This is a genomic window from Marinoscillum pacificum, from assembly GCF_024714495.1.
Lineage (GTDB): Bacteria > Bacteroidota > Bacteroidia > Cytophagales > Cyclobacteriaceae > Marinoscillum > Marinoscillum pacificum.
In genome coordinates this window covers 284,887-309,219 of sequence record NZ_JAMZMJ010000002.1, presented here as the reverse complement: position 1 = coordinate 309,219, position 24,333 = coordinate 284,887, and the positions used below count along the sequence as shown (strand labels likewise).

At 40.4% G+C, this 24,333-nt stretch carries 19 protein-coding genes; 6 read left to right on the top strand and 13 right to left on the bottom strand.

Annotation, left to right across the window (positions count from 1 at the left end):
• Window positions 1-117: 117 nt before the first annotated feature.
• The 5 genes from NXS00_RS08130 (at window position 118) to NXS00_RS08110 (ending at window position 5,579) form a co-directional block, all read left to right on the top strand.
• Window positions 118-2,208, top strand: coding sequence for a phospholipase D-like domain-containing protein (locus tag NXS00_RS08130; protein WP_258098659.1), 2,091 nt, complete (start codon window positions 118-120; stop codon window positions 2,206-2,208).
• Between the two features lie 2 nt (window positions 2,209-2,210).
• Window positions 2,211-3,221, top strand: a complete 1,011-nt coding sequence (locus tag NXS00_RS08125; protein ID WP_258098658.1) for a hypothetical protein — start codon at window positions 2,211-2,213, stop codon at window positions 3,219-3,221.
• Between the two features lie 32 nt (window positions 3,222-3,253).
• Window positions 3,254-3,967, top strand: coding sequence for a hypothetical protein (locus NXS00_RS08120; protein ID WP_258098657.1), 714 nt, complete (start codon window positions 3,254-3,256; stop codon window positions 3,965-3,967).
• Window positions 3,968-4,080: 113 nt separating this feature from the next.
• Window positions 4,081-4,920: a protein NO VEIN domain-containing protein gene (locus NXS00_RS08115; RefSeq protein WP_258098656.1), complete on the top strand. Its 840-nt coding sequence runs from the start codon at window positions 4,081-4,083 to the stop codon at window positions 4,918-4,920.
• A 215-nt stretch (window positions 4,921-5,135) separates the two neighbouring features.
• Entirely contained in the window at window positions 5,136-5,579 is a 444-nt protein-coding gene (locus NXS00_RS08110) for a hypothetical protein (RefSeq protein WP_258098655.1), read from the top strand.
• Between the two features lie 199 nt (window positions 5,580-5,778).
• Here NXS00_RS08110 and NXS00_RS08105 read toward each other — a convergent pair whose 3' ends face one another.
• The 3 genes from NXS00_RS08105 to NXS00_RS08095 all read right to left on the bottom strand — a co-directional run bounded on the left by NXS00_RS08105 (window position 5,779) and on the right by NXS00_RS08095 (window position 10,304).
• Entirely contained in the window at window positions 5,779-6,492 is a 714-nt protein-coding gene (locus NXS00_RS08105) for a cytidylate kinase-like family protein (RefSeq protein ID WP_258098654.1), read from the bottom strand.
• 276 nt (window positions 6,493-6,768) lie between these two features.
• Window positions 6,769-7,404: a peroxiredoxin gene (locus NXS00_RS08100; RefSeq protein WP_258098653.1), complete on the bottom strand. Its 636-nt coding sequence runs from the start codon at window positions 7,402-7,404 to the stop codon at window positions 6,769-6,771.
• A 1,718-nt stretch (window positions 7,405-9,122) separates the two neighbouring features.
• Window positions 9,123-10,304 carry a cytochrome-c peroxidase gene (locus tag NXS00_RS08095; RefSeq protein ID WP_258098652.1) on the bottom strand — a complete coding sequence of 394 codons (1,182 nt, stop codon included), beginning with the start codon at window positions 10,302-10,304 and terminating at the stop codon, window positions 9,123-9,125.
• 105 nt (window positions 10,305-10,409) lie between these two features.
• On the opposite strand from NXS00_RS08095, the gene NXS00_RS08090 reads away from it, so the two are divergent.
• Window positions 10,410-11,183 (top strand): hypothetical protein, encoded by a 774-nt coding sequence (locus NXS00_RS08090; protein WP_258098651.1) that lies wholly within the window; start codon window positions 10,410-10,412, stop codon window positions 11,181-11,183.
• Here NXS00_RS08090 and NXS00_RS08085 read toward each other — a convergent pair.
• From NXS00_RS08085 to NXS00_RS08040, 10 genes are all read right to left on the bottom strand, one after another.
• Window positions 11,180-11,755, bottom strand: coding sequence for an O-methyltransferase (locus tag NXS00_RS08085; protein WP_258098650.1), 576 nt, complete (start codon window positions 11,753-11,755; stop codon window positions 11,180-11,182). The genes NXS00_RS08090 and NXS00_RS08085 overlap by 4 nt on opposite strands.
• Window positions 11,755-13,041 carry a threonine synthase gene (gene thrC / locus NXS00_RS08080; RefSeq protein ID WP_258098649.1) on the bottom strand — a complete coding sequence of 429 codons (1,287 nt, stop codon included), beginning with the start codon at window positions 13,039-13,041 and terminating at the stop codon, window positions 11,755-11,757. Before thrC ends, NXS00_RS08085 begins: the two co-directional genes overlap by 1 nt.
• A gap of 18 nt (window positions 13,042-13,059) precedes the next feature.
• Entirely contained in the window at window positions 13,060-13,980 is a 921-nt protein-coding gene (locus NXS00_RS08075) for a homoserine kinase (protein ID WP_258098648.1), read from the bottom strand.
• Window positions 13,981-16,413: a bifunctional aspartate kinase/homoserine dehydrogenase I gene (thrA, locus tag NXS00_RS08070; RefSeq protein ID WP_258098647.1), complete on the bottom strand. Its 2,433-nt coding sequence runs from the start codon at window positions 16,411-16,413 to the stop codon at window positions 13,981-13,983.
• Window positions 16,414-16,491: 78 nt separating this feature from the next.
• Window positions 16,492-17,754, bottom strand: coding sequence for a threonine ammonia-lyase IlvA (ilvA, locus tag NXS00_RS08065; RefSeq protein ID WP_258098646.1), 1,263 nt, complete (start codon window positions 17,752-17,754; stop codon window positions 16,492-16,494).
• 186 nt (window positions 17,755-17,940) lie between these two features.
• Window positions 17,941-18,987 carry a ketol-acid reductoisomerase gene (ilvC, locus tag NXS00_RS08060; RefSeq protein ID WP_258098645.1) on the bottom strand — a complete coding sequence of 349 codons (1,047 nt, stop codon included), beginning with the start codon at window positions 18,985-18,987 and terminating at the stop codon, window positions 17,941-17,943.
• 27 nt (window positions 18,988-19,014) lie between these two features.
• Entirely contained in the window at window positions 19,015-19,608 is a 594-nt protein-coding gene (ilvN, locus tag NXS00_RS08055; protein ID WP_258098644.1) for an acetolactate synthase small subunit, read from the bottom strand.
• A gap of 13 nt (window positions 19,609-19,621) precedes the next feature.
• Window positions 19,622-21,370, bottom strand: coding sequence for a biosynthetic-type acetolactate synthase large subunit (ilvB, locus tag NXS00_RS08050; RefSeq protein WP_373418661.1), 1,749 nt, complete (start codon window positions 21,368-21,370; stop codon window positions 19,622-19,624).
• Window positions 21,363-23,039, bottom strand: coding sequence for a dihydroxy-acid dehydratase (ilvD, locus tag NXS00_RS08045; RefSeq protein ID WP_258098643.1), 1,677 nt, complete (start codon window positions 23,037-23,039; stop codon window positions 21,363-21,365). The genes ilvB and ilvD overlap by 8 nt, the downstream gene beginning before the upstream one ends.
• 1 nt (window position 23,040) lies before the next feature.
• A complete protein-coding gene (locus NXS00_RS08040; RefSeq protein ID WP_258098642.1) occupies window positions 23,041-23,931 on the bottom strand; it encodes a branched-chain amino acid transaminase in 891 nt (296 codons plus the stop codon).
• Window positions 23,932-24,333 lie beyond the last annotated feature (402 nt).

Below are 24,333 nucleotides of genomic sequence, written 5' to 3'. Positions count from 1 at the left end.
TCTGAGGTTTTTTAGAGTGCCTTTGGCACTTCAGAAACCAAATCTACTGGTTCAGAAAAGTAATGAATAGTCTCATAGCTATAATGAGTTCATTTGAAGTACACCAATCTATTTCAAATGTCAATTTTAAATGGCCTAAGTGTCTGGGAGCAAAAGCCAGGCATGAACGGCAATCACCGCCAAACCTCTGAGATAGATCAGAGGACTATCTCCAATAATCAGGAGATATTCGAAACCATCTCTAGAGAGCTGAAAGAAGCTCAGCAGGAAATACTTGTTGTTGCTGCATGGTTTACAGATTCAGACCTTCTTCGCATACTTAAAGAAAAGGCAGAAGCGGGTCTCAATGTTCAAATCATTGTTTCCGATAATGAAGATAACCGTAAGCTCGAGTTTGACAGCTTTCCAGATGCGGAATCCAACGTCCTGAGAGTTAAAAATGTTGGTTATGGAATGATGCATCAAAAGTACTGTGTTATAGATCGAGAAAAGGCTATTCACGGTTCCTATAACTGGACAGTCAATGCGAAGAAGAATAACCACGAGAGTGTCATTATCACTAATCACCAGCAAACTGTGGATGAGTTGGTTAAGAACTTTGAAAACATCAAGCAGCGGTTGAAAGAAATAAGCGAATTGGGACTGGAAGATGCTAAGGCAATTAAAGCTCACTTCAAAAGCTCTGAAGTTTCAGAAGAGACAGAACCCATTGAAACGAAGCGATCATCTGTAGAAGTAATAGATCAGCGCAAGCGTGACTATGAGCAGATCCTGGATACCATGATTGCAGCGGAGGTGAGTCATTACAATCGCTCCGAGATTGCAGCTCAAGGTTATGAACTAGCCAAGACTACCAATGGTGATTATCAGATCTTGGGCAATGCTTTTGATAGTGTGTATTCCTCTTTTATTGCCGATATAGATGCGCTAGAAGACAAAAAGCATCGCTTGCTCAATCGCATCGATGAGCAGCGATCCAAAAATATTCAAAGCCTAAAAGAAAATCAGGAATTGGAGATTAACTCCATTTCTAAAAAGTACGAGACCAAGGAGCAGGTGCAGCAAGCACAGGTTGCTACAAGTAAGGTGTTGATTGCTCAAAATGATTCTAAAATAGATAAGTATCAAACACAGGAACTGGTAGAGATTCAGGAGCAGATAGATTTCTACAAAGAAGAAATCAATAAGCAAGAGCGTGATTTTATTACTCCGGGTATCAAGTGGTTTGAGCTGATTCCTGCTGTGATCATCAATTTGGGATTGTTCATTTACTTATTCCTGTTTTACTCTTCTGCAGCTTATATTTTGATGTTTAGTGAGTTGGATGCCAAGGAAGAACAATTGCGAGGTGATACTTCCCTACCTCCTGAGGTATTTAATCCCAATGCTTTGGGAATGGCGTTTGATAAGGGAGGTACAGCCATTCTGTTCATATTGCTATTTGTATTTGTGCCAATGACCTTGGCTATTGTAGGAAGGTTGAAAGGCAGTAAAAAAGGTTTGCCAGAATGGTCAGTTTGGGTGTTGATTCTAGTTGTGGATGCCTTTATTGCTTTTGTGGTTAGTAAGTCCATTCATGAAGTGGAATATTTGACTGGAAAAGCAGATGAAATATGGCATTGGTTAATGATTTTCGGCAACCCCAATTTCTATTTGGTTTTCATTATGGGTGCACTTGGGTTATTTCTGTTCAAATTTTCATTTGATAAACTAATAGGAATATTCGAAGATCGAAACCCTCAAATTGCGGAATTAAGGAGTAAGAAGCTGATAGAACAGTACCGAGAGAAAATCAAAGAGTACAAAGATACCTATCAACAAAAAGAGGATGAAATTCATCAGCTATCGCTTGCCAATATAGAACACCTAAAAACAGTGCAAAGTGGTGAGTCCGAGATCAATCAGCTTCCAGAATACAGGGAAGCTGAGATTGCCAGACTCAAATCAGAAACCTCCATTATTATAGATGGCATTACACGTATTACGGATGTGTACGTGAGCTACATCGAAAACGACAATTACCTCATCTCTATTCATGCTGTCAAAGACCGAATAAGTACTTTTCTCGAGGGATGGTATCGATTTTTACATGAGCAGTATTCCATCACCAAAGCCAATAATATCACCAAGCTTTCTTATGAAGCAGCAAGTGCTTGGAAGCAAGAAAAACTGGTTTCAAAGAATTTAGATAGCCGAATAAAACAATGAAAATGAAATATTATATCGCCATTTCTGTAGTTGCAATGGCTCTGTTTACAAGCTGTGCCTCTAAGCAAGCAACCTCGGAAAGACCTGTTACAGATACTTTTCAGATCGTTCATTACAATGTGATCATAGCACCAGATTTTTCAAATCGATTGAATAGCAAACTCTATCCGAAACCTGTCAATGACATGGAGATTGTTCAGGATGTATTGGGTAGAATATATCCTGATATTTTGAATGATAAAAGATCAGATAATCAACAAGACGTATTTAGTGTAACGATGATAAACAAAGGCCTTATCAGTTTGTATGATATCGATATGTCTAGGATGACCATTGATTTTAGCAGGTTTGATAAGCAACTCGATCGAATCAACTTTATCAAAGATCGCTCGGATGAAAAGCTAAGTGTGGCCAAAACGGAGTTTTTACAGGAATACAAACGAGTAACCCAAGCATCTATAGCAGATACTCATGGAGCTGATTTGTGGTCTTTCTTTAATTCAGGTTTGAGTGATCTCAAAGTGAAAACTAAGTCTGAATACAAATCTTTCAATGGACGTACTTATGAGCATAAATTTAGAAATATCTTAATTATGCTGACAGATGGTTACATCGAAGCTTCTCTTTACGGTGAGGATGCATGTCTCACCAAAGGACAATGTTACTATTTGAGCTCTCAATCCATCAAAGATTTTAGAAAGGCATTCAAAAAGTCTGGCATAGGAGATATGCAACAATTCTTCCAGGAGGAAGAGTATGGTATTATTCCAGTAAAAAATCCTGTATTGAAGGACGTAGAAGTATTGGTGATGGAAATGTACGATCGTTCATTATCACCTGCTGGAAATGCAACTGTACACCCGACAGATGAAGAGGTACTCCAATTGTTTTGGTCGGATTGGTTAGAGAAGTCCGGGGTGAAAAAGTACGAATTGCACAAGACAGTAAATTCTACAAGAGAAGTGAATCAGGTCATTTCCAGCTTTTTAGGAATTGAAAAATCCGCTAGTTGATTGCATAGTCTTCTACACGAAATAGATAAAACATGAGAACAATAATTTTGAGCTGTTTGCTAGGTATGTTTATATGGGCCTGTGGACCTAGTAAATCTGAGATCGCACAAAGAGAAAAGTTTGTAGCTGATTCAGTGGCAAGAGTTGACTCTATCAAGAGGGAGCAGCTACGTATTCATTTAGAAAAGATCGAAGTAGGGAAAGGAATAAAGGAAAACTATCTGAAGGAGATTTTGGCCCTAAATGAAAAAGAAATACAATTGGCTGAGATGAAACTGAAGAAACTTAATGAATTTCAACTTGGAAGGTCATTGTCCCTAAAAGAGCAGCAATTATCAAATCAACGTTATCAAATTGCAGGTTTGAAGGAGTTGTCAGGCAAAATAGAAAGAGAAATTGCTCAAGTTAAACTTCATCAGAATTTCGACTTCCAGAAAACTCCTAAAGGAACCTTAGAGGCTTTCTTTAAAGCAGCCAATGATGGCGATACAAAAAATATGAGGTATTTATTGGATCCATATGGAGAGTTCTCCAATGATGTAGCGAACATTTGTTTCGTGGAAATTTATCCTAAGGAAGCAATTGCCAATTGGAGGAGAACTTTTGGGAAGGGTAGAATCATGAGTGAACCTAAAATGGAAAATAACCTAGCTCATATTGAAATAGCCTATGGCGAACAATCCAATAAGCTTGAAGAAATGACCATGGTTGAGCGAGAAGGATATTGGTATTTTCTGGATTTTTAGCTCAGTAATAAGTTGGGCTTAGAATAATTGATGTCAGTAATGTGAGAACGTATTATGATCTGAAAAGCGATTAATCTAAGACATAATTCCTAATATTGAAGTAGTCAAATAAAATGTCAGATGCATGGTCAAATATTGAAGTGGAATTGTGTGTCTCGAGTTATTTCGAGATGCTGGAAAAAGAGCTGACTTTTCAGAAGTATTCAAAGGCTGAATATAGACGCAAACTATTGCCACTTTTGACTAATCGATCTGAAGGATCAATTGAATTCAAACATCAAAATATTAGCGCGGTATTAGTAAATCAAGGTCAACCTTACATAAAAGGTTACCTCCCAAGATTTAACTACCAGAAAGCATTAGAAGATAAAGTCATTGAGTATCTCCAATCTAGCTCAACTATTGAAGCGATCATCTCTTCGTTCGTGAGTAAGGAAATTTCAAGTATGAAGTTGAATCCATCCATTTTCACCAAAGCTCTTGTTGATGCTCCAAAGTCAGGTTTTATCAATGAACCAATGCCGCACTATGCTCGAAAACCGATTAAAATCAATTACTTAGAGCGTGAGCAACAAAATTCCAAATTAGGTGAATTGGGCGAACAGTTCATTTTAGAGTATGAAAAATGGAAATTGGTTCAATCAGGTAAAGAATCGCTTGCAGATAAAGTGATATGGGTTTCTAAGGAAGAGGGAGATGGTGCTGGGTTTGATATTCTGTCAAGAAACAGTAATGGAACAGACAAATATATAGAAGTTAAAACCACACGATTAGGAAAAGAAACACCGATTTACTTTTCTAAAAACGAACTGCAGTTTTCCCAACAAAACTCCAGAGATTATCACTTATTCCGTCTTTTCGACTTTGGCGAAAAACCTCGATTCTTTACCAAGAATGGTGTATTGGATGAGATATGCCACTCAGAAGCCGTGAACTTCAAGGGATACTTTTAGCTTACTCCAAACCCCCACTTCTTTCTGTGCCACTTTCATGCTTTTTAAAAGGATACAGGGTTAAGTTGCCTTACTAGTTCCCAAGTCAAATTTTGTCACGAACATCATATTCACGCACATTGACACACCTTTTTTGCTTACTGAATGCGCGCTATGAGTATCTCTTCCTTTTCTGATATACCTTTACTATCCAAACAACTTAGACGCATTAGACAATGAATATCAAATCAATCATCGTTTTTGGAGTAGTACTATTCGCTGCCTCTCAGCTATTTGCTCAGTCTTCTATTGATGTATTACAAAAAAGCAATGCATCGTACCTTGAAGGCATGGAAAAGCAAGGGTATGAGTTTCGTTCTCAAATCGTAACAGAATTCAATGCTGAGAATGCAGAGCAAAATGTGAATATCCGGTTGAAGGAGGGCTTTACCTACCAGCTGGTAGCAATGGGTGATGCTGATGTGACAGTACTTGGAGTAGAAGTGAAGTCTTTCAAAAAATTAGGTTCAAGCAACCTGGAAAGTGAAAAGCCTGCTGACAATCAAGAGTATTTAACTTTTGTACCCGAAAAGTCAGGAAAGTATAAAATCTCACTAAATGTGAAGGATTTTTCTTCAGCTGGAAAAGGTTTTGTAAGCTTCATGGTCTTAAGAAAGTAATAGAAACTATCCAAAATAAATAGTCAAAGTGCGATCTCAAAAGGTGTCATTTCGACTTTGGAGAAATCTGTCTCATTTTATCGTTTATTTATAATCGAAGAAGAGAGATTTCTCTGGTCGAGCACCTCGATACCTCGAAATGACATTTTATGGAGACTTTTGAGATCGTTTTACTTCTCTGAATGAAGTGTCATGTTTTTTAATGAGCTAGTGCCATTTCTGCCGGTACCAGCGCACGCTTCTGCAAGATGTTGACAATCATATCCGTAATTTCATCGATGCTGGTTGTCTCCATGTTATACGTTACGTCGTAAATACTTTCATTTAGTTTACGATCTACAAGGTGTTCTGCCCAGGCTTTTCTATCAGTATCCACTCGTTTTATCGCTTCTTCTGCTTCTGAGATAGAAACTCCTTTCACTTTAGCAATGACTTCAGCTCTGAATTGTACTGGAGCGGTCAGTTTGATGTGTAAGCTGTTCGGTAAGTTCTTAGTCACACCAACACCGCCTCTACCGATGATTACCACGTTGCCTTTTTTGGCGTAGGTGCATATGATGTCTTTTACTTTATCCAGAATCGTTTTATCTCTAATCCGATAATGATGGTTGAAACCAGAGAGCAAATCATTCACTATGTCAGAGTGATGCAATTGTATACGGTGATCTACATCCGTAGCGCTAATGCCGAGTTCGGCTGCAGATTCGTCAAGGATTTCTTTGTCTATATATTTCCATGGATGAGATTTCAAACCTCCAGAACCCAGGTTGTTGAGTTTCTGGATAAGTAGTTTCACCACAGCTTCTTCATCACAACCGTAATTGCGAGAAATAGTGATAACCGGTCCCGCAACTGACTGATGTGCAAGAACTCGCTCACGCTCATCTAGATATGTTTTTAAATTAATCTTCATAATTAAAACTATTAGTGTTGAGAAATCATGAGACAGATCAATTTGATGGGTCTTATGCTTTCATAAATGTTATTGATCAATAGAGCACTCTATCATTATTTTTTAGAGTCATTGATAGAATGTCAAATACATTTTACGATAGCACTCTGAATTTTTTCTGGATTTTTAGTTGATGGAGATATTTTCTCAAGTGAGCCAGCGAACTTTTGAATGAACCGGATAAAAAAAAGCCCACAATTGTGGGCCTTTATGTACTAGAGAGAATAGACTAATTTCTTATTTATCCGGCTGAGGAGTCATTCTCAAATAAGGTTTGATCACTGTGTGCCCTTTCGGGAACTTGCCAGGGATATCCTCAGTCTTTACTGCAGGTGTGATGACCACATCTTGCCCCTGTACCCAGTCAGCAGGAGTTGCCACGCTGAAGTTAGCTGTCAATTGCAAAGAGTCAATTACTCTTAAGATTTCAGCAAAGTTTCTTCCTGTACTTGCAGGATAAGTGATGCTCGCTTTGATCTTCTTGTCAGGTCCTATAAAGAATACAGATCTAACGGTAGCTGTAGCAGATGCATTTGGGTGAATCATGTCATAGGCAGTTGCTACTACTTTGTCCGGATCAGCAATGATTGGGAAGTTTACTTCACAACCTTGCGTTTCGTTGATGTCTTTGATCCATCCCTGATGAGATTCCAAATCATCTACGCTTACCGCCAATACTTTGGTATTTCTTTTAGCAAAATCGGGTGCTAAATGCGCTGTTCTACCAAGTTCGGTTGTACAGACTGGAGTGTAATCTGCAGGGTGAGAGTATAATACGCCCCAGCTATCGCCGAGCCACTCGTGAAAATCTATTTTTCCTTCGGTAGTTTCTACCTGAAAGTTAGGAGCATCATCTCCGATTCGTAATGCCATAGTGTATTTAAATTTTAATTAAAATCTTGAATTATCTGAATATGTGTAACGGAACGGAATGGGGGTTAGTTCGTCTTAAATCCAATAATTTCACCCACTGGAATAATTGTTTGAAGTACGAATGAAATGTGTGGTGACTGGTAGGCCAGGGTGTCTCTAAGCTCCCGCGGTTTTCATTATCTTTTCCAAAAGAAACGAAGCGGCCGGCATGTCGAAGGAGAGTACCTATCTAAAGAGTAGTTTCAAAGTTGTAAAGAGACGTTAATTGCTTCTCCACACTATTAAAATGATCACGGATCTAAGCAATAACGTGTGAGGTAGTTATGCTTATTTAAAAATGGGCATTCGTTCATTTTAGCTTTTCCGGGCTAAAATTGGATTTACGAATAAAAGACTGTCTGAGCCTAGGTTATTGATTTTCCATCGCGCAGGAGTGAATTGGCGAGTTTCTTTTATTCACCAATTTTTGGATTGGAAAAGCGTTAATAAATGAACGCAGCCTTGATTTTTGGCTTCCATTTGCATCAAGGCAAATGGAAGGGCTGAATACTACATGGTCAGAATCTTCATTTCCTTTTCCAAAAGAAAAGGAGCAACCAGCATGTCGAAGGAGACTATATATTAAGGAGATCGTGTCAAAGTTGTAAAGGGACGTTAATTGCTTCTCCACACTATTAAAGTGATTACGTATCTAAGCAATAACGTATGAGGTAGTTATCCTAATTTAAGGATGGGCATTCGTTCATTTTAGCTTTTCCGGACTAAAATTGGATTTACGAATAAAAGACTGTCTGAGCCTTGGTTATTAATTTTCAATCGCGCAGGAGTGAATTGGCGAGTTTCTTTTATTCACCAATTTTTGGATTGGAAAAGTGTTAATAAATGAACGCCGCCCTTGATTTTTAGCTTCCGTTTGCATCAAGGCAAATGGAAGGGCTGAATATGGTCAGAATCTTCATTTCCTTTTCCAAAAGAAAAGGAGCAACCAGCATGTCGAAGGAGACTACATATTCAGGAGATCGTGTCAAAGTTGTAAAGAGACGTTAATTGCTTCTCCACACTATTAAAATGATTACGGATCTATCCAATAACGTATGAAGTAGTTATCCTAATTTAAGGATGGGCATTCGTTCATTTTAGCTTTTCCGGGCTAAAATTGGATTTACGACTAAAAGACTGTCTGAGCCTTGGTTATTGATTTTCCATGGAGCAGGCGTGAATTGGCGAGTTTCTTTTATTCACCAATTTTTGAATTGGAAAAGCGTTAGGAAATGAACGCCGCCCTTGATTTTTGGCTTCCGTTTGCATCAAGGCAAATGGAAGGGCACGACACCACATGGTCAGAATCTTCAATTACCCAATATGCATACTGTAACATCCAAAGCTGCTTTTTGAAAGTTAAATTGGATTACTCTCGGGTTGATCGAAGAAAGTCCAGGCATTGGATTTCCTGTTAAAAAAGAAAAGCGCTCCAGGATGAACATCCTAAGAGCGCTTTCACACCGTCAACATATGATTTTTCAGGTTGCAATGATTTTAAAAGAAGTGGTGTGTCGAACCCGCCAAAATCCGACTACACCAAATCACCGCAACACAATTTACATTTATGCTTATCGTCTATAAGCTGTTGTATCTGATCAACGAGACATCTACTCGTTTAGTATTCTCGTTTGATAGTAGAACGGTAAAAAACTCTTTACCCCTACCGTATGGGTTAGTTATTTTTTGAAAGGGTCCGACCATTGTTCTGCAGTGTAAACATTTGTTCCCGATAAGGTCTTGATGAATGCGCTTAATGCTGCTATTTCTTCATCAGTCAAGTTCAACTGCTGAGGGATGCCATTGGCCATAAGCCGTCTGTCCAGGTTATTGTTGTCATTGGATAATTCAATTTCATTGTAGTGAGCAATTACTTCTTCTAAACTCATATCTCCAGTGTGCATGAGTGGCCCATTTAATTTTCCGGTATCATTGAAAATATCCCGAAGAGATGGAGCCCTGGTTACGTCCGTATCTATATCCCCAGCGATGGAATGTATCACGCCATTATTTCTGGTATCTGGATCAATATCAAACTCTGGTGCTCTATGGCATCCATCACATCCTGCTCCACCCCCAATGCGAACACCATTGAGGTCAAAATCCGGTCTGGCCGTGAATAATTGTTTACCCATATTTTCTTCTTCAGTGAAGTTTGGAAAGGATTGATTGTTTGTGTTGACCTGAGCTCTTCCTACATCATACTTACTGTCAAATGACTGAATGCTACGGATAAACTGAGCAAGCGCTAGTTGGATTCGCTCTTCAGTGATTTCTGAGTCACCATAGACCAATTTGAAAAGCTCTTGATAATGTTCTATTGCTTCTAGTTTCTCTATTAATCCTTCAAAATCCTCGTTTCCTTCTTCTCCACTAAAGCCCATTTCTGTGTGATCTTGTATAGGTTGGGTAGTTTGTTCTTCAAGGCTCAATGCTCTTTCATCCCAGAAGAAATTTTCCTCATCGGCAAATCGAGAGTTAACTAAGCGCATTGAGTGTCTTCCTGTAGAACCATTCACCCCACCGGATGCTTGCAAGCCATCACTAAAGGCAAAGGACTGTTGATGACACGAAGCACAGGCCACAGAGTTGTCTATAGAAAGCTTCACATCATAGAATAATACCCTGCCTAGCGTAGCACCTTCATTGGTTATGTTATTGCTTCCCGTATTGTCTTTATTGATGTATGCCGGAATCGTAAGACTCTCATAGTCGAATAAATTGTCTAGATCTATGTTGTCACCAAAGGATGCTGCGATGACATCTCCATTTACTGTTGTGTCTGTATCAATCTCCTGATCTTCAGATTCGGTGCATCCATAGAATAGAATGGTCGCAAGTATTAATGCTTGATATTTCATAATCACTGGGTTTTCATTTAAACGGGTTGATAGAGGATTACCCTACCTTAATGCTTGACTATCAGGTGATGTGGTTGTAACTTCAGGATATTTGAATAGGTAATTATGAAACGGATCCAATTATTTGAATTTGAAGATTTTTCCTGGTTTCCTGATTTTCTCAGAATCTGTATGACTAATTATATAGCGACATTTCATCGATTGCTTGACTCGGCATCTCATTTGGCCGCATTGTTGAAAGAGGTAATGGATCGAACAGGTACAAGACAGGTAGTGGATTTGTGTTCTGGTGCAGGAGGGCCAATGCCTATGGTGCATCAGCTATTGGCAAGTCAATATCCCCAACTGGAGTTGACATTGACCGATTTGTATCCAAATGCGAGTGCCATAGCTCAAATTGGTCAAAGTGGGCCTATACACTATCAACCAGAATCAGTAAATGCCGCGCATGTGTCTAAGGAAATGACTGGAATCCGAACGATGATTTGCAGCATGCACCACATGACTCCAGATGTCTTGCGAGCAATTCTTGCTGATGCGCAAAGTTCCAATCAGCCATTTTTGGGCTATGAAATCAGTGATAATTCATTTCCTAAATGGATCTGGTGGATTGCATTTCCTATCAATATCCTCACGGTGTTGTTTGTGACACCTATGGTTCGCCCGATGAGCTGGCAACAATTGGTATTCACGTACTTGATCCCGGTTTTGCCAATTTTCATTGCCTGGGATGGAGCAGTCAGCAATGCCAGAACATATACTTTAGAAGATATGGGTTTAGTGCTGTCAGGTCTTCCAGAGTCATTGTATCAATGGGAAAAGGGAGCCCTCGCTGGAAAAGGTGGGAAGAAACTTTATTTGAAAGGTATACCTTTTTAGGAAGTTCTCACCCCAATCATCACTCCGGTTGACCAACCTGCCATGTGTGTGAAGTTGAAGTTAGGAAGCCCTTTTAAGTAGTTGATTAGGTTTGCGGCTTTTTGGGCATGTCCTTCTGGCCAGTTAGGTTGTTCATCCAGATCGTCGATGATATAGAAACCACCTACTTTAACCATATTCAAAACCTCATCGAGGTGATTGTACTTTCCTGGCCAGGTGTCTGCAAAAATCAAGTCAAACTGTTGGTCTTTGTGTTCGTCTATCCATGATTCCCCATCAGTGCAGTGGATAGTCACATGATCGTTGTTTGGATAGAAAGATTTAACGATTGTGGTTAATTCCTCATTATTATCAAGACTAACTAATGAAGATTTGGAATCCATGCCGTCCACGAGCCACGCAAAGGATAACCCAATTCCAGTTCCAAGTTCCAGGAATTGACCTCCTGATTTAGAGGCAATCAGTGTTCTTAACAAATAGCCAATTGCTCTGTCAGAGGGTTGAGTAAAGCCAACTTCCTGACATTTCTCTTCCAGAGCAATTAGGTGTTTCGGTAAAGTCTGATCTGACATTAGCCTAATAGGAATGCTTTGAATTCGTCGTAGCTGTTTCCAATTTTAGTCGCTACTTTTTCTTTTGTCATCAAGTCAGATACAAAGTCTGGAAGATCCATCTTTTGATCCAATGCTTGCTCTACAGTAGATAAGAACTTACTATAGTGAGCGGTTTCTAAGAAAACACCAGTTTCTTTCTTTTCTAGTTTTTCTTTCAAAGCCTGATAGCCAATAGCACCATGAGGATCAAGGATGTATTGATTGCTAGCATAGCAAGATTTCATCACGTCCAAAGTCTGTTGGTCGTTTATGGTGAAGCCTTGAGTATGCTTGATGATGTCTTTGAAATTTTGTTCGTGAAGCTCCAGCATTCTAGGATGATTGCTAGGATCACTTACATCCATGGCATTAGATAAAGTTGGTACCGTAGGTTTTACCTCATAGTTGCCATCTTTCAAATATCTAGGCACCGTATCATTTGCATTTGATGCCGCAATGAATCGGTGAATGTCCAAGCCCATTTTCTTAGCTAGCATACCGGCCGTGATATTGCCATAGTTTCCAGAAGGAACAGCCACAACAAGTTTCTTAGCATCTTTCAGTTGCTTATATGCTTCAAAGAAGTAGATAGATTGTGGCAACCAACGAGCAATGTTGATCGAGTTGGCTGAGCTCAAGTTTAGTTTGGAATTGATGTCAGCATCCAGAAAAGCCTGTTTTACCATCGCTTGACAAGCATCAAAATCTCCTTCTACTTCCAAAGCGGTAATATTGCCTCCAAGTGTAGTCAATTGCTTTTCCTGAAGATCACTCACTTTTCCGGAAGGGTAGAGGATCACTACATTCACTCCAGGTACATTGTGGAAACCAGAAGCAACCGCTCCACCAGTATCACCTGATGTAGCTACCAAAATGGTAACTTCTTTATTTTCGGTTTCATTAAAGTATCCCAGACATCTAGCTAGAAATCTCGCTCCAACATCTTTGAAAGCATAGGTAGGTCCATGGAATAACTCCAATGTATGAATATTCTTCTCAACCTCTTTAACCGGAATCTCAAAGTCCAGAGCTTCATGAAGAATTTCATTCAGCTTTTGTTCTGGAATATCTTCTTTAGTGAATTGTCTCAAAACCTCCATTCCAATCTCGGGAAGAGAATAGTAGTCGAGGGTTTCAAGGAATAGATAATCCAATTCTGGCACTTCCTCAGGGAAGTAAAGTCCTTTATCAGTTGGTAAACTCTTGATCACTGCTTCTCTGAATGAAACAGCTTCTGATTGTTTATTAGTTGAATAGAATTTCATATAGCTATAGACTGTCGATTAGATAACCTGACAGCCGTTAGGATTAATTCGTGATAAATTAAGCAAGACACGAAGGTCAGCTTTTTGATAGATTTTTTCTACTTCAGTCATGCAAGCTTTTGCGGCATCAGCACTTCTGAATAGTGCAAACATACTTGGTCCTGATCCTGAGATATTGAATCCTACTGCTCCATGATCCAAAGCATATTGCTTCACCTGACCATAGTGCGGAATCAATTTCTTTCTAACTGGTTCAGCAATTCGGTCAGTGATCGCGTGACGCATTAGTTTATAATCTTCAGCATGCATGGCATGAATCAAAGCTCCTACATTTCCCCATTGCTCTCGAGCATCTTTTACTGATAGCTCTTTAGGAACCAATCCTTTAGCTTCAGAGGTCTTTACTTCTACATCTGGGAAGATGATCAGAACTCTTAAGTCCTCAGGAGTAGGAATTCGGAATAGCTCCAAAGGCTCATAACTTCTTACCGCTTGAAAACCTCCAAGTAGGGAAGGAGCAACATTGTCTGCATGGATCATTCCTGAAGCAAGAGCTTCACCTTCTAAAGCGAATTCTAATAGTTCTTCGTCTCTGTATGGTTCACCCAATAGTTTATTGGCAGCATATACAGCACCTGAGGCACTGGATGCACTGCTTCCAAGTCCACTGCCTGGTTTGAACAATTTTTTGATGTGTACATCAAAACCCTGCTCACTTTCTAAGCTGTCAAGTAGTGCTTTGATTGCTACTGTAGCAACGTTTTTCTCTGGATTGGTTGGCAAATCTGCACCTTCACTTTTTAGAATGTTCAGCTTGCTGTCATTCCTTTTGGTCAAAGTGATGATGTCACCAAGACGCTCTATCGCAAATCCAAAGGTGTCGTATCCCGGTCCCACGTTCGCTACGGAGGCCGGCGCAAAAACCTGTACTTTTTCCATTTAGATATCTGATTGAGAAAGTCTTAAAACATCAGCAAATATTCCCGATGCAGTTACTTCTGCACCAGCACCAGCACCTTTGATCACCATTGGATGATCGTTGTATCTGTTCGTGTAGAACAACACGATGTTGTCTTTACCTTCCAGGTTATAGAACGGATGCGTTGCATCAACTGCTTCCAGTCCTACAGAACCATGTCCGTTTTTATATTTTGCAACAACTTTTAGTCTGGAGCCTTTAGCCTGAGCATCATCGTACAATTTCTTGAAATGAGCTTCTTCAGCTTCTACTTTCTCATAGAAATCTTCGATGGTTGTGCTTTCCATACAGCTTTGTGGCAAGAATGAGTTCAACTCAATATCATCATACTCACAGGTGTAGCCACTCTCTCTGATCAGAATCAAGATCTTACGCTTCACATCAGATCCGAATAGATCCAGACGTGGGTCTGGCTCAGTAAATCCAAGCTCTTTCGCTTTTTTGATCACGTCTACAAACTTGGTAGTGCCATTGTATTCATTGAAGAGGAATACCAGTGTTCCTGATAATACCGCTTCAATTTGATGAACCTGATCACCACTTCTTACCAGATCGTTCAAGGTAGAAAGTACCGGTAATCCAGCGCATACGTTGGTTTCAAATAAGAATCGGCTACCAAATTTCTTGCTCATAGATTTCAGGTTCAGGTAATCTACCTGAGGTCCTGTAGCAGCAATCTTGTTTGGTGTTACTACCGAAATACTCTTCTTCAGTATTTCTGGATACAATGCAGCGATTTCATCAGATGCAGTGATATCTATGAAAATACTGTTGCGAAGGTTCATCTCGTACATGTGACGTAAGAAATCCTTCTTATCGAATTTGGCTCCATTCGCTAAAGTTGATTCCCATTTAGAAAGTGGCGTGCCATCCTTCTCGAAAATCATCTTTTTGGAATTGGCCATTCCGATGATCTTAATATTCAACTGGTGGTTTTTCTTCAGGTAAGTGAACTGCTGCACCAATTGATTGATAAATGCTTTACCAACATTACCTGTTCCGATGATGAATAGGTTAATGCGTTTAGTAGCGTAAAGGAAGAAGCTTTCATGAAGCACGTTTAGCGCTTTACTCAAATCATCTTTAGAGATTACCGCAGAGATGTTTCTTTCTGAAGATCCTTGTGCGATGGCTTTGATGCTTACACCATTTTTACCCAGTACGTTAAACATCTGGCCACTAACACCCACTTGATCACGCATGTTGTTACCCACCAATGCGATGATGGACAAATTCTTCTCTACCAGAATTGGATCTATGTGGTTACTTGCTATTTGCTCAGTAAACTCTTCTTTTAGCGCTTTTAATGCTGGATTAGCATCCTTCGCATCGATACCGACAGTAATCGAGTGCTCAGAAGATGCTTGAGTGATCAAGATCACATTTACTTTAGCAGTTGACAAAGCTCTGAAGAAACGATATGAGAACTTCGGGATACCTACCATTCCGCTACCACTCAATGTTACCAATGCAATGTCTTTGATGCTGGATATACCACGTATCAATTGCTTGTTGTCATCCCATTCCTTCGTGATCAAAGTTCCTTTCTGATCAGGTTTGAAGGTGTTTTTGATAGTCATTGGAATACCTTTTTCCAATGCAGGCTGAATACTAGGAGGGTAGATTACTTTCGCTCCAAAGTGCGATAGCTCCAAAGCCTCTTCATAGGAAACGTGTTCGATGAAGTTAGCACGCTTCACCATTCTTGGGTCAGCAGTCATCAAACCATCTACATCTGTCCAAACTTCAAAATGGTCAGCCACTAATACACCTGCAAGGATAGCTGCTGTATAGTCAGATCCTCCTCTACCAAGAGTAGTGGTTTGGTTGTCTTCTGTAGAAGAGATAAAACCAGGGAAAAGGCTTACTCTAGTGAAAGAAGCCTCAGCTTCTTTAATTTTTTGTGTCGTCAATTTGAAGTTCACATTGGCATGACCAAAGTGATCATCTGTTTTGATGTATTGACGGCTATCGAAAAGGGTAATATCAATTCCTTCTGTTCGGAAAAATTCGGAAATGATCAATGAAGAAAGACGCTCACCGATACTCAAAATGTAATCGGAGCTACGCGTAGTTAATTCACGAAGTAAGAATACACCTTTACAGATGTCTTCAAACTCCTCAATAATCTTATAAAACTTGTCGTCAGGCTTGTTTTCAATCAAGTTATAGTAAAGTTGCTCGTGTTGCACTTTTACTACTTCGAAGTGCGAAATGTACACCTTGTCACCAGAGGCAGCTACTTCACCAATTTTTACTAATTGGTCCGTTACTCCACCTACGGCGGATGTAACTAATACTACCTGATCGACTTGAGACTGAACAATTTTCGCGACTTGTCTGATAGCTTCTTCACTACCAACAGACGTTCCTCCAAATTTTAATACTTTCATCGCTTATTTTTTCGCGTGGTTAGATTTTAGGCTTCCGAACTGCAAACCTACTTTTTATGTCCTAAAAAATTCGATTCTTTAAATGATGTAACCGAAAAGGTCGGGTTTTTCATTGAGATACTCACCTAAAAAGTTTCTTTCTTTCATTCTCGTGAGTAGAGGCTGGAAGTCTTCCTTAGACTTGAGCTCAATCCCAATTAGTGCAGGACCTTGTTCACGAGACGTTTTCTTGGTGTACTCAAAGTGTACGATATCATCATCTGGTCCCAGTACTTCAGCTACGAACTCTTTAAGGGCACCGGCACGCTGAGGGAATCGGATAATGAAGTAATGCATGAGTTCTTCATACAATAGAGAACGTTCTCTAATTTCTTCAGTTCGGGTAATGTCGTTGTTGCTGCCAGAAAGTATACATACTACGTTTTTGCCTTTGATTTGGTCTTTGTATTGATCCAAAACGGCAACGGATAGTGCTCCAGCTGGCTCCAGAACAATTCCGCTTTCATTGTACATGCTGATGAGTGACGAGCACAGCTTGCCTTCGTCTACTAGCGCTACCTCGTCAAGGTTTTCTTTGCAAAGAGGGAAAGTCGTATCACCCACTTTTTTGACGGCAGCACCATCAACAAACTTGTCAATTTTTTCAAGAGTCACCACCTTGTTTTGTTGGAATGACTCATACATCGCTGGAGCTCCTGCTGGCTCTACACCGATGATTTTTGTTTTTGGACTTAGGAGTTTCATTACGCTGGAAACTCCTGCAGATAATCCGCCACCACCAACAGGTAGGAATAGATAATCTATTGAGAATTCAGCATCCTTAAATAACTCCAATCCTACAGTTGCTTGTCCTTCTATGACTTTAGGGTCGTCAAATGGATGAACAAACGTACTGTTGTTGGCATCACGGTATTCCATAGCCGCTTGATAGGCGTCATCAAAGGTGTCGCCTTTCAGAACTACTTCTACCTGGTCTTTGCCAAACATCTTTACTTGCTGCACCTTTTGTTTGGGAGTAGGTGCTGGCATGAAGATCACACCTTTTACTCCTAATTTGAAGCAAGAAAATGCTACGCCTTGTGCGTGATTTCCTGCACTAGCACATACCACACCTTTTGAAAGTTCTTCCTCGGTAAGACTGGTAATCTTGTTGTAAGCACCACGAATTTTGTATGAACGCACGATTTGGGTGTCTTCACGCTTTAGGTGAATGGACGCGCCATATCGTTCACTCAAGTTGAAACTGTACTGAAGTGGTGTCTGATAGATTACCTTGCTCAGATTGTTATGAGCTTTCTTGACGTCTTCTATCTCTGGACGAAATGTGGTTTGAACTGCCATTATGAAATTGAAAATTGATAATGTAAAATGGAGAATGAATTTTCATTAATCATTTTCATCTTTTGCCCTTTAATTCCCTAAAGGGAAGATGAAAAAAATCAATTTGGCACCCTTTAGGGACGGGGTAAATCAAATTGATTTTGTTTCTTAATAACTATGTTTCATTCTCCATTATCAATTATTTGATTAGTTGTTTTCTGGTCTAAGCTTTCTAACAGCTTTACCTGCTTGCCACATTTCAGACTCTTCAAGCTCTTTCAATTCAGCTTCAAGTTTCTCTCTGTAGTCAGGTTGTGAGTTAGAGTCAATAGACTTTTGAGCTTCCACACCGTCGATTACTGACTTGTATAGTTGCGCAAATACTGGCTTAGTAGCTTCGTAGAATGGTCCCATCCAATCCAATGCACCTCTTTGTGCAGTAGTAGAACAGTTTGCATACATCCAGTCCATACCATTTTCAGCGATCAATGGATACAAAGACTGAGTAGCCTCTTCCACAGTTTCGTTGAATGCTTCTGATGGAGAGTGACCATTTTCTCTCAATACTTCATACTGAGCTCTGAATAGACCCTGGATAGCACCCATCAAAGTACCACGCTCACCTGTAAGGTCAGAAGATACTTCTTTGTAGAAGTCTGTTTCGAACAAGTAACCTGATCCAACTCCGATACCTAGTGCGATTGCTTTTTGACGAGCATTACCTGTAGCATCCTGGTGGATAGCGAAACTTGAGTTCAATCCTTTACCTTCTACGAACAATCTTCTTAGAGATGTTCCAGAACCTTTAGGAGCAACAAGGATTACGTCCACATCTTCTGGTGGTACGATACCAGTTTTCTCTTTGTAAGTAACACCGAATCCGTGAGAGAAGTAAAGTGCTTTTCCAGGAGTTAAGTGTTTTTTTACTGTTGGCCAAAGAGCAATCTGACCAGCGTCTGATAGAAGGAACTGAAGAACTGTACCTTTTTCGCAAGCTTCTTCTAATTCGAAAAGAGTCTCGCCCGGCACCCATCCGTCAGCTACGGCTTTGTCCCAAGTTTTAGATCCTTTTCTTTGTCCAACGATTACGTTGATGCCATTGTCTTTTAGGTTTAGTGCCTGACCTGGGCCTTGTACACCATATCCAAGAACGGCTACAGTCTCGCCATTTAGGACTTCCTGTGCTTTTGATAAAGGAAACTCTTCTCTTGTTACTACTTCCTCTTCTACGCCTCCAAAATTGATTTTTGCCATTGTTTTAATTGGTTTGAAAAAATGTATTTAGAATTCTTTTATGCTTAATAAATTAGACTCAGCGTCTTCCAATTGCTTGATGAATGCTTCTGTCTTACGTTTTGATTTAGATATTGCCACTCGGCCAGATCTCACAAATTCCAACAAGCCATGTGGCTCCAGTTTTTTGTATAGATCATGAGTTTCTTCCTTGTGACCAGTCTTCTCGATGATGATATGATCCTTTTCTATCACTAGTATTCTAGCTCCATTGTTACGGACCAAATCTTCGATTTTACTGCCATTTAGAAAGACCTGAGTAGGCACTTTGTACAAAGCAATTTCCTGATAGTAGATGTCAGTTTCGTCATAGACAAACGCGCCAAGTACATCGATTAGCTTTCTGATTTGCTTTACCACCTTTTCGATTCTTTCTCTGGTACTCGTAAGTACAATAGTGAATCGAGAGACACCAGCTACCTCCGTAGTAGAGACATTTAAGCTGGTAATGTTGATCTTTCTTCTGGTGAAGATGATCGTGATGTGATTGAGCAAACCTGCTTTATCTTCAGTCAATACCGATAGGGTAAATTCCTTTTCTACCTGATCGGAAGTGTCTTCGCTATATAATGATTTCGTCATTAGTTCTTTCGGTTTAAGGTTCCAATCGGATATTAGATACAGACTCCCCGGTTGGTACCATAGGGAACACGTTTTCTTCTTTTTCTACCAGTACTTCCAATAGAGCAGGACCATCGCTGCTTAACCAGCTCTCGATCGCCGCATCCAGATCAGCTCTTTCAGATACTTTATTAGTTGCAATGCCGTATCCTTCAGCTATTTTCTGGAAGTTTGGATTGGTCAATTCAGTGAAACTGTAGCGACGATCATGGAAAAGTTGCTGCCACTGTCTTACCATTCCTAAGAAGTTGTTGTTCAGCACCAAAATCTTCACAGCGATATTGCTCTGGAAGATGGTGCCCAATTCCTGAATGGTCATTTGGAAACCTCCATCACCAATTACAGAAACGACTGTCTTATCGGGTCTTCCCATTTTAGCTCCCATAGCTGCAGGAAGGGAGAATCCCATGGTGCCCAGACCACCTGAAGTTACATTCGCATCGGTATCTTCAAAGGCATAGTATCTAGATGCGATCATCTGATGCTGCCCAACGTCTGTAACCAGAATCGCTTTACCTTCTGTTTTGTCAGAAATCCTGCGGATTACCTCAGCCATTCTGATCTCACCTTCGGTTGGGTATTTCTCTGGTTGAATGACTTTTTCGTCTTCTACCTTATCCAGTGCTCTAAATTCCTGAACCCAGTCTTTGTGACTGTTTTCAGAAGTTTGTTTGATCAATGAACGCAATGCTTGTTTCGCATCCGCGTTGATGGCAACTTCCGTTTTCACATTCTTATCGATCTCAGCTGGATCAATCTCAATGTGAATCACTTTTGCCTGCTTCGCATAGCGTTTCAAGTCACCAGTTACCCGGTCATCGAAGCGCATACCGATCGCAATCAATACATCACATTCGTTGGTTTTGACGTTTGGTGCATAGTTCCCATGCATTCCCAAATAACCAACATATAGTGGGTGACTAACTGGCACAGCTGAAAGTCCCATAAGCGTAGACGCCATTGGTATTCCTGCTTTTTCGGCAAAGTCAATCAATTCTTTTTGTGCTCCAGAAAGCAATACTCCATGACCTACCAGAATGAATGGCTTTTTCGACTCGTTGATCAGCTTAGCAGCTGCTGTTACTTTGTCTTCTTCCAATTCCGGGTATGGGTGGTAGCTTCTGATTTTGGTACATTTCTCATAGGTGTACTCAAATTGCTGTAATTGAGCATCTTTAGTGATGTCTATCAATACAGGTCCAGGTCTTCCAGACTTTGCAATGTAGAATGCTCTAGCCATTGCCTCAGGGATTTCCTCAGCACGGGTTACCTGATAATTCCATTTGGTTACCGGCATGGAGATGCCAACCACGTCCGTTTCCTGAAAAGCATCAGTTCCCAAAAGGTGAGAAGCTACCTGGCCAGTTACTGCCACCATAGGAGTGGAGTCTATCTGAGCATCAGCTAGTCCTGTAATTAAGTTTGTGGCTCCTGGGCCAGATGTTGCAAAACAGACACCTGTACGGCCAGTGACTCGTGCATATCCCTGAGCAGCATGTGCAGCACCCTGCTCATGTCTTGTAAGGATATGCTCTAACTTGTCAGTGTAGCCATATAGTGCATCATAGATCGGCATGATTGCGCCGCCAGGATACCCGAATATGACGTCTACACCTTCTTCGATTAAGCATAGTAATACCGCCTCAGCTCCCGATACCTTGATCGTGGCTTCTTTTGGCTTCTTTGCTACCTCTAGCGTGGATGTATTCATATTCTTATTCATCTGTTACGCAGCCTTCTGAGGCTGATTTTACGGAGTTGATGTACTTCTTTAATATGCCTTTTGTCGCTTTGTAAGCTGGTTGTACCCATGCTTTGCGACGAGCTTCCATTTCTTCATCGGAGATCAGAACTTCCAGCTTGTTTTCAGTCGCATCTATTCTGATGATGTCTCCATTTTTGATTAATCCAAGTGGTCCGCCTTCCTGTGCTTCTGGAGTAATGTGACCTACTACGAATCCGTGAGAACCACCAGAGAAACGACCATCCGTGATTAGTGCCACATCTTTACCAAGTCCAGCACCCATCACAGCTCCGGTTGGTTTCAGCATTTCTGGCATCCCTGGAGCTCCTTTCGGACCAGATTGGCGAATCACAATTACTTCACCTTTTTGAACTTCTTTTCCGATTCCTTCTATTGCTGAGAATTCATCTTCATAAATTCTTGCAGGACCTTCGAAGACCTCACCTTCTTTACCAGTGATTTTAGCTACTGCACCTTCTGGAGCAAGGTTCCCATATAGAACCTGTAAGTGGCCTGTTTTCTTGATAGGTGTGTCGAAGGAATAAATCATTCCTTTGTCATCTGTTAAGTCAGGGACAGCTTCCAGATTTTCAGCGATGGTTTTACCTGTTACGGTCATACAGTCACCGTGAAGGTAACCATGATTTAGCATCAGCTTCAACACTCCAGGTACTCCACCGATTTTGTGAAGGTCTTCCATGAGGTATTTGCCTGAAGGCTTCAGGTCAGCTAAGAATGGTGTCTTGTCACTGATTCGTTGGAAATCATCCAAGGTGATGTCCACATCAGCAGCTTTCGCCATTGCGATTAAGTGTAGTACTGCATTGGTAGATCCTCCTAAGATCATTACTGTTGAAATCGCATTTTCAAACGATTTCTTGGTCATGATGTCACTAGGAAGGATGTTTTTCTCCATCAGATTTCTGATAGCAGCACCCACTGTCTGAATTTCTTGTTGTTTCGGATCACCCTCTGCAGGGTTTGACGAACTGAAAGGTAAGCTCATACCCATCGCTTCGATTGCAGAAGCCATGGTGTTGGCTGTGTACATACCGCCACAAGCACCTGGTCCAGGGATCGAGTTCTTGATGATGCCTTTGTAGTCTTCATCAGAGATGTTGCCACCAAGCTTTGCACCATATGCTTCAAAAGCAGAGACGATGTTGAGGTCTTCACCTTTCCATTTTCCTGGCTTAACTGTTCCTCCGTAAACCATGATAGACGGTCTGTTGAGGCGAGCCATTCCAATGATAGAACCCGGCATGTTTTTATCACAACCTACTACTGCTACGATTGAGTCGTAAAACTGCGCCTGAGCTACTGTTTCTATAGAGTCAGCAATGATATCTCTTGAGATTAGAGAGTATTTCATTCCTGTAGTTCCGTTGGACATTCCGTCACTTACCCCGATGGTGTGATAGATCAATCCTACCAGATCAGATTCTTTGACACTTTTTTTAACCTGATGTGATAATATATTAAGGTGCATGTTGCACGGGTTTCCTTCGAATCCTGTGCTAACAATTCCTACTTGTGCTTTTTTAAGGTCATCCTCAGTAAGTCCTAGTGCATATAGCTGGGCCAATGATCCAGCCTGACTTTCATCCTGAGTGATTGTTTTACTGTACTTATTCAGTTCGTTCGCCATCTTATACTATAGTGAGTCCGCGGTACTCGTCAAACATTACTTTTTGCTGGTAGACTTCCAGTAGGTTATGTCCTATGGAGTCGTCCCATTTCTTCTTAAATTTTTCTCCGTTTACTGAGCTGATGTGTGTGATTTCTGTAGCTGTTCCACAGAAAAACGCATGATCGGCTTTGTAAAACTCTTCTGGGGTAATGTCTTTTTCAGTTACTTTCACTCCAAGTTCATCGCAGATTTCCATGATGGTGCTACGAGTGATTCCTGGAAGGATGTTGCCGAGTTTTGGGGTAAATAACTCACCGTCTTTTTCATAGAAGATGTTGCTTCCTGGACCTTCAGATATATGTCCGTCGTGATCCAAAAGGATTGCTTCATCAAAACCTAATTTCTTAGCTTCAGCGGATGCTAATGTGTTTGCAGAGTAGTTTCCGATGATTTTAGCTTCTACTGGTGTAGACTTAGGGCTTGGCTTTAGGTATGAAGAAATCATGGTATTGAGGGGTTCGAAACCAGGATACTTCGCCCATTTCCAGGCCGTCATGAAAAAGTGTGATTCTTTAGAAGGAGCCAAAATCATGTTGGGTCCAGCAAATACCAATGGCCTGATATAGGCATTGGTTAAGTTATTTCTATCGATCAGTTCGTAAGCAATCTTGGTCAGGTCTTCAACTGAGTAGGGTACATTCAGGAAAACCTTTTCCGCAGAATCTTTCAAGCGCTGAAAGTGAACGTGTGGTTTGAAAATATTAAAACCATTGCCGTTGTTATAGGAGCGAAGGCCATCAAAGACCCCGGTTCCATAATGAAGTGTTTGGGCAAATAAGCTGACTTTTGCGTCTTTAGCCTTGACCCACTCTCCATCCAAGAAAACCTCTGTGCGATCGTCGTAATACATAATTTTAATTTGGGTTAAAAAAAAGCGCCATTCTGTTTGGAATGGCGCTTATAGTTTCTTTTCTATTTTAAGCTAAATACAGCCATTCCCTTCTCCTGTCATAATAATGACTAGAATAATAATTGGTGTAATGACAATATTTGCAAGGATTCTTTTCATCTGTGATTCAAAGCTAATAGATAACCCTTCAAAAGAACAACTAACGTCTGTTAAATTTTAACAATAATGGTAATTATTACGATGTGTAAGAGTTTTGAAGTTCAGTAATTGCAATAAATAGCCGTTTTTAAATCGTTTGCTGCATTTTTTAATTACGATGGCTAAGGGTTGCTGACTAAAATTCTAAACGTCATTCCTCGAATCACGTGTACTTGTCGCAATGCTTAAGAGTTAATTCTTATG

Excerpts from the sequence above, each read along its gene's own strand:
- NXS00_RS08105 (WP_258098654.1), bottom strand. The coding sequence starts at position 6,492 with ATGAAGATTAATTTAAAAACATATCTAGATGAGCGTGAGCGAGTTCTT.
- NXS00_RS08115 (WP_258098656.1), top strand. The coding sequence starts at position 4,081 with ATGTCAGATGCATGGTCAAATATTGAAGTGGAATTGTGTGTCTCGAGT.
- thrA (WP_258098647.1), bottom strand. The coding sequence starts at position 16,413 with ATGAAAGTATTAAAATTTGGAGGAACGTCTGTTGGTAGTGAAGAAGCT.
- thrC (WP_258098649.1), bottom strand. The coding sequence starts at position 13,041 with ATGAAATTCTATTCAACTAATAAACAATCAGAAGCTGTTTCATTCAGA.
- NXS00_RS08085 (WP_258098650.1), bottom strand. The coding sequence starts at position 11,755 with ATGTCAGATCAGACTTTACCGAAACACCTAATTGCTCTGGAAGAGAAA.
- NXS00_RS08110 (WP_258098655.1), top strand. The coding sequence starts at position 5,136 with ATGAATATCAAATCAATCATCGTTTTTGGAGTAGTACTATTCGCTGCC.
- ilvB (WP_373418661.1), bottom strand. The coding sequence starts at position 21,370 with ATGAATAAGAATATGAATACATCCACGCTAGAGGTAGCAAAGAAGCCA.
- ilvD (WP_258098643.1), bottom strand. The coding sequence starts at position 23,039 with ATGGCGAACGAACTGAATAAGTACAGTAAAACAATCACTCAGGATGAA.
- NXS00_RS08040 (WP_258098642.1), bottom strand. The coding sequence starts at position 23,931 with ATGTATTACGACGATCGCACAGAGGTTTTCTTGGATGGAGAGTGGGTC.
- NXS00_RS08100 (WP_258098653.1), bottom strand. The coding sequence starts at position 7,404 with ATGGCATTACGAATCGGAGATGATGCTCCTAACTTTCAGGTAGAAACT.
- NXS00_RS08125 (WP_258098658.1), top strand. The coding sequence starts at position 2,211 with ATGAAATATTATATCGCCATTTCTGTAGTTGCAATGGCTCTGTTTACA.
- NXS00_RS08090 (WP_258098651.1), top strand. The coding sequence starts at position 10,410 with ATGAAACGGATCCAATTATTTGAATTTGAAGATTTTTCCTGGTTTCCT.
- NXS00_RS08120 (WP_258098657.1), top strand. The coding sequence starts at position 3,254 with ATGAGAACAATAATTTTGAGCTGTTTGCTAGGTATGTTTATATGGGCC.
- ilvC (WP_258098645.1), bottom strand. The coding sequence starts at position 18,987 with ATGGCAAAAATCAATTTTGGAGGCGTAGAAGAGGAAGTAGTAACAAGA.
- ilvA (WP_258098646.1), bottom strand. The coding sequence starts at position 17,754 with ATGGCAGTTCAAACCACATTTCGTCCAGAGATAGAAGACGTCAAGAAA.
- ilvN (WP_258098644.1), bottom strand. The coding sequence starts at position 19,608 with ATGACGAAATCATTATATAGCGAAGACACTTCCGATCAGGTAGAAAAG.
- NXS00_RS08095 (WP_258098652.1), bottom strand. The coding sequence starts at position 10,304 with ATGAAATATCAAGCATTAATACTTGCGACCATTCTATTCTATGGATGC.
- NXS00_RS08075 (WP_258098648.1), bottom strand. The coding sequence starts at position 13,980 with ATGGAAAAAGTACAGGTTTTTGCGCCGGCCTCCGTAGCGAACGTGGGA.
- NXS00_RS08130 (WP_258098659.1), top strand. The coding sequence starts at position 118 with ATGTCAATTTTAAATGGCCTAAGTGTCTGGGAGCAAAAGCCAGGCATG.